This is a genomic window from Aeromonas sp. HMWF014, from assembly GCF_963878295.1.
In the GTDB taxonomy this organism is placed as follows: domain Bacteria; phylum Pseudomonadota; class Gammaproteobacteria; order Enterobacterales; family Aeromonadaceae; genus Aeromonas; species Aeromonas popoffii.
This window is the reverse complement of sequence record NZ_CAWNYS010000109.1, coordinates 1-4,878: the sequence shown is the minus strand read 5'-3', so window position 1 is coordinate 4,878 and position 4,878 is coordinate 1. Positions and strand designations below refer to the sequence as shown.

The following is a 4,878-nucleotide window of genomic DNA, read 5'->3' as shown; positions in this document are numbered from 1 at the left end:
GTCGGGTGCCAGCCCTGATCCATGGTCTGGTGAAACACGAAGCTGAGCCATAGGTGAGAGAACTGCTCTATGCCGCGCAGCACGTCCGGCTGATCGTAAGGCGGCAGCAGCTCGAGGCGGGCACGGGCCGACTTGACCAGACCGGGCTGGCGGGGGATGGCGAACTTCTCCTTGTAGGGAGAGCGGATGATCCCGAGGGTGTCGATTTCGAACTTCATGGCGGATCCTGACTGAAAACCCCGGCAATTTAGCACAGGCGACGTCAAAACGCAGGCCCGCCTTGCTGCGCGTCTCCCTTGCCTGATCAGGGTCCCGGCCTCGCTGCCCCGCGCGCTTTTCCTTGATCCCGCCGTGATCGCAGTCCCATCCCTGTGCTATCGAGGCTGTCCCCCGTCGCCAACTTGGGTAGGGTGGGGGCACTATGGATACCGGCATGCAAGGCGCGTCATACCCGAGATAGCCAATCGTGCCGGACAGGAGGGACATGGATGAAACTGCTGATCATCGGCGGCACCGGTTTTCTGGGCCGCCACCTCACTTCGCTGGCGCTGGATTGGGGCCACGAGGTGACCCTGTTCAATCGGGGTTCTCGCCAGCACCCGGACTGGCGCGAACTGGTCCAGCTCACCGGTGACAGGGACAAGAGTCTGAACGCCCTGCACGGGGAAGGGCCCGGCTGGGATCTGGTTATCGACACCTGCTGCTATCGGCCCGAGCAGGCGGCCAGCCTCTCGGCTGCCCTGCTCGGACGCTGCGAGCGACTGATCTTTATCTCCACCATCAGCGTCTATCGCGACTTCGCCTTGCGGGGGATGGATGAGTCGGCGCCGCAGCACGAGATAAGGGTCGGGGAGACGCCCACCGACTATGGCTCCTTGAAGGTGTTGTGCGAGGCGGCGTATCAGGCCCGCTGGGGCGAGCGGCTCTGCATTTTGCGCCCCGGCGTGCTGGGCGGCCCTTTTGATCCCACTGGCCGTTTGACCTGGTGGGTGAAGCGGGTGCAGCAAGGGGGTCCCTGGCTGCTGCCGGGAGAGGGGCAGGATCGATTGCAATATCTGGACGTGCGCGACTGCGCCGAATTTGTGCTGCGCGCCGCCGAGCAGCAACTGGGGGGCATCTTCAACCTGCTCAAACCCGGCATAGCGCTGGCGGACTGGGTGGATCGCATCGCCGCCCGACTCGTGCCCGCCACGGCACCGCAACCTGAGTGGGTGCCCTGGCCCGCGCTGCTGGCGGCCGGTGTCGAGCCCTGGCAGAGCTACCCGGCCCTGTTGCCCAACGCGCAGCCGGAGTATGCGGGTTATGGCCGCATCAGCGCCGAGGCGGCCATAGTGCAGGGGCTCAACTTTCGGCCGCTGGAGGAGACGGTGGCCGATCTGGCCCAGTGGCTGGCAGAGAATCGTCAGGCCGTGGTGGCCGGGATGACGGCCGAGCAGGAGCGGGCACTGCAACAAGGGTTGCGGGTGGGCACTCTGCCATAGGGCCCGGCTGCCCCTATCCAGCCTTGATGGCCATCATATGAAAGAGGGCGTCCCGTGGGACGCCCTCTTTCATTATGTGGCGGTGCAAGTTAGCGCAGTCTGGCGCCGTACTGGATCAGCAGCTCTTTGAGCAGGGTGCGATGACAGCGCTCGGCCTGCTCACAATAGCAACCCACCGACAGATTGCTGGTGTGGGAGAGAGCCGCCAGCAGCGCCAGATCGTGACGGGCGCAGGGGCTGGCCATCTCGGCCCTGTACTGTTTGCAGAAGGCGGCCCATTGGGCGGGGGTCTCGGCAGCCTGGCCCAGCTTCATGGTCTCGCTGCTGGGGGCCAGGTTGGGGAACCAGACATCGTACCAATCCTGACTGGCAAATTCACTCTTGGGCACCCCACGGGGCGGGCGCCGCACTGTGCCTATGCGCAGCCCCTCGTCGGGGAGGCGGGGGCTGCCGAGCCGGACTATGGCCAGTGCCATGGGGTCCTTACTTCTCTTGCGCCACTTTCAGCGCTTGCCCGTAGCAGATCACCTGTTTCAGGCAGCCCGGGGTGTCGTTGAACTCGACGCACTTGTCGAAGGTGACCGCGTTGCCACCCATGTCAGCCACGCGGCGGCGTGCCTGAGTGCGGGCTTCACCAGCGTTGGGAATGGGCTGCTTGGCATCGCTCTGGCAGGATTCCCCCTCGACGGTGCCGAGGTAGAGGTAGTTGAGATCAGCCAGCTGACCCTGCTCATAGATCTGGACGCCGCCCGGCTTGAAGTACTCGTCGAAATTTTCCTTGTCCAGGTTGCTGCTGAAAGAGAAGTCGGCGCAACCGGAGGCAATCAGGGGCATCATCAGGATAAGGCGTTTCATGTCGGTATCTTGTTGAACTGTGAGGGGGTCATTATAGGGGCCAGTCGTTGCTTGCGACCAGCCCCATTTTTTAACCATGGAGACGGGGTGTGACGGGGATCAGGCCGGTACCAGCCGCTGGTGCAGACGGCGATAGTCGTCTGCGGCCAGCAGTTCATGGGGTGGGGAGGGCACAGGTGTGCACTCTTCCCCTTGTTTTCTCTTGCGATCAGGCCGGTACCCGCCGCTGGTGCAGGCGGCGATAGTCGCCAGCGGCCCGCAGTTCATGGGGTGGGAGGGGCACAGGTGTGCCCTCTTCCCCTTGTTTTCTCTTGCGATCAGGCCGGTACCAGCCGTTGATGCAGGCTGCGATAGTAGTCATCGGCCAGCAATTCATGGTGAGGGGCACAGAGGCGGATCTGCCCCTCTTCCATCAGGGCTATCCTGTCCATCTGCTCCAGCCCCAGCAGGCGGTGGGAGATGAGCAGCAAGGAGCGATCCGCTCCCAGTCGGAACAACAAGTCCATGATCTCCCGTTCGGTCTGGCTGTCGAGTCCCTCGGTCGGCTCATCCAGCAGCCAGAGCGGGGCATCGTGCAGCAGGGCGCGGGCGATACCGATGCGGCGTCGCTCGCCACCGGAGAGCGGGCGACCGCCGTCCCCCAGCCAGGCGTTCAGTCCGCTGTCACTGTGGCCGTTGTCATCTTCCAGCAAATTGGCCAGACCAACCTGGGCCAGCACCTCGGTCAACTGCTCATCAGATGCCGTTGGGGCCGCCAGCTTGAGGTTGCCTCGCAGGGTATCTGCGAACAGGTGAACCCGCTGGCTCACCACCGACAGCGAGGCGCGCAACGCCCCTTCGCTGTAGTCGGTGAGTGGTTTGCCATCCAGCACTATCTTGCCCGCCTGCGGGGTCCACTCCCGGGTCAACAGCTCCATCAGGGTGGACTTGCCGCAACCGGTCTGGCCCAGCAGCGCCAGCTTCTCGCCCGCCTGCAATTGCAGTGTGCAACCGCGCAGCACCGGCTGCGGGTTGCCGGGGTAGCTGAAATAGAGGTCGCTTATCTGCAAGGTGCCGACGCTGGCGTGTTGCTGCTCGACGCCCCACTCGGGGGCCTTGGCCTCTTGCAGTATCTCGTTGAGACGACGGGCCGAGGTGAGGCTGGTGGAGAGGTGCTGGAAGGCACCCGCCAACGGCAGCAAGGCCTCGAAACTCGCCAGGGTGGCGAATACCATCAGCGCCGTGATGGGGTCGGGTTGCGCCCCCGCCACACCATGACCGGCCAGCCAGAGCATCAGGGTCAGGGTCCAGCCGCTGAGCAGCTGCACCGAGAAGTTGGCCAGGCCGCTCACTCTGGCCATGCGGGCCTGGGCGGTCAGCAGCGCCTGTTCGGCCTGTTTCAGCTCGGTCAGCGCCTTGGGGGCGGCGGCAAACATCTGCAGCTCGGCCTGACCATCCAGATAGTCCACCATGCGGGTACGCATCACCGATTTTTCGGCGATCAGCCGACGGCCGGGTTGGCGACCGAGGAAGTAGAACACCAGCGGCAGGGCTATCATGCCAAACAGCAGTATGGCTCCCAGGATCAGGGCAAGACGAGCATCGAAGAAGGAGAGGAAGAACACCAGACCGGCGCAGCTGAGCAGGGCCGCGCCTATGGGGGTGACCAGACGCAGATAGACGTGATCCATGGCGTCTATATCGGCTACCAGCCGGTTGAGCAGATCCGCCTGGCGAAAGCCGGCCAGGGTGCCGGTGGAGAGCGGCGAGAGTGTTTGCCAGAACCAGACCCGCAACCGGGTCAGCACCCGGAAGGTGGCGTCGTGGCTCACCACCCGCTCACCCCAGCGACCCGCGGTGCGGATGATGGAGAAGAAACGGACGCCGCCAGCCGGGGTCATGTAGTTAAAGGCATGGGTGCTCGCAACTGTCATGCCCGCTACGGCCGCGGCGGAGAGGAACCAGCCGGAGAGCGACAGCAGTCCCATGCCGGCCACCAGGGTCACCAGGGCCAGCAGCAGGCCCAGCGAGAGGCTCAGCCAGTGCTGACGATAGAGGCGCAGAAACGGCAATAGATCAGTCATCGAGAGAATCCCCCGGGTGTTGGGACAAGAGGCGGGCGAACGGGCCCTGCGCTGTGCTCAGTTGCTGGAAGTTGCCTTGCTCCACCAGCTGGCCGCGCGCCAGCACCAGTATCTTGTCCATTTTGGTCAGTTGATCGAGGCGGTGGGTGATCATCAGCAGGGTCTGGCCCGCCATCGCCTGCTCCAGCGTGGTCATGATGGCGCGCTCCGAGTGGCGATCCAGGCTGGCGGTTGGCTCATCCAGTACCATCAGTTGGGTGGATTTGAGCAGGGTGCGGGCCAGCGCGAGGCGCTGGGCCTGACCGACCGAGAGGCCGCCTGCCTGATCGCCGACCGGATAGTCGAGCCCTTTCTCCATGGCAAATTCCCACGCCTGCGCCCGTTTCAGGGCATGTTCCAGTTCGCCGTCGCTGGCCGTTGGCTTGGCCAGCAGCAGGTTGTCGCGCAAGGAGGCGTGGAACAGCTGCGGGTTCTGGGAG

At 64.4% G+C, this 4,878-nt stretch carries 6 protein-coding genes; 1 reads left to right on the top strand and 5 read right to left on the bottom strand.

Annotated features, from left to right (window positions below; genetic code table 11):
* On the bottom strand, nt 1–218 hold a 218-nt coding region (locus tag AAC083_RS04275; protein ID WP_181364640.1), incomplete at its 3' end, for a TrmO family methyltransferase domain-containing protein.
* Between the two features lie 270 nt (nt 219–488).
* Here AAC083_RS04275 and AAC083_RS04270 point away from each other — a divergent pair.
* A complete protein-coding gene (locus AAC083_RS04270; RefSeq protein WP_108535908.1) occupies nt 489–1,481 on the top strand; it encodes an NAD-dependent epimerase/dehydratase family protein in 993 nt (330 codons plus the stop codon).
* An 89-nt stretch (nt 1,482–1,570) separates the two neighbouring features.
* Here the strand turns inward: AAC083_RS04270 and AAC083_RS04265 are convergent, their stop codons facing one another.
* The 4 genes from AAC083_RS04265 to AAC083_RS04250 form a co-directional block, all read right to left on the bottom strand.
* Nucleotides 1,571–1,957: a DUF488 domain-containing protein gene (locus AAC083_RS04265; protein ID WP_108535907.1), complete on the bottom strand. Its 387-nt coding sequence runs from the start codon at nt 1,955–1,957 to the stop codon at nt 1,571–1,573.
* Between the two features lie 7 nt (nt 1,958–1,964).
* Nucleotides 1,965–2,336 carry an Rcs stress response system protein RcsF gene (rcsF, locus tag AAC083_RS04260; RefSeq protein ID WP_108535906.1) on the bottom strand — a complete coding sequence of 124 codons (372 nt, stop codon included), beginning with the start codon at nt 2,334–2,336 and terminating at the stop codon, nt 1,965–1,967.
* Nucleotides 2,337–2,653: 317 nt separating this feature from the next.
* Nucleotides 2,654–4,399, bottom strand: coding sequence for a heme ABC transporter ATP-binding protein/permease CydC (gene cydC / locus AAC083_RS04255; RefSeq protein WP_108535905.1), 1,746 nt, complete (start codon nt 4,397–4,399; stop codon nt 2,654–2,656).
* Nucleotides 4,392–4,878: ATP-binding cassette domain-containing protein (locus tag AAC083_RS04250; RefSeq protein WP_146181573.1), on the bottom strand; the 487-nt coding region annotated here is incomplete at its 5' end. The genes AAC083_RS04250 and cydC, both read right to left, overlap by 8 nt.

Bases quoted from the DNA above. Each gene is read 5' to 3' on its own strand.
- AAC083_RS04265 (WP_108535907.1), bottom strand. From the start codon at position 1,957: ATGGCACTGGCCATAGTCCGGCTCGGCAGCCCCCGCCTCCCCGACGAG.
- AAC083_RS04270 (WP_108535908.1), top strand. From the start codon at position 489: ATGAAACTGCTGATCATCGGCGGCACCGGTTTTCTGGGCCGCCACCTC.
- rcsF (WP_108535906.1), bottom strand. From the start codon at position 2,336: ATGAAACGCCTTATCCTGATGATGCCCCTGATTGCCTCCGGTTGCGCC.
- cydC (WP_108535905.1), bottom strand. From the start codon at position 4,399: ATGACTGATCTATTGCCGTTTCTGCGCCTCTATCGTCAGCACTGGCTG.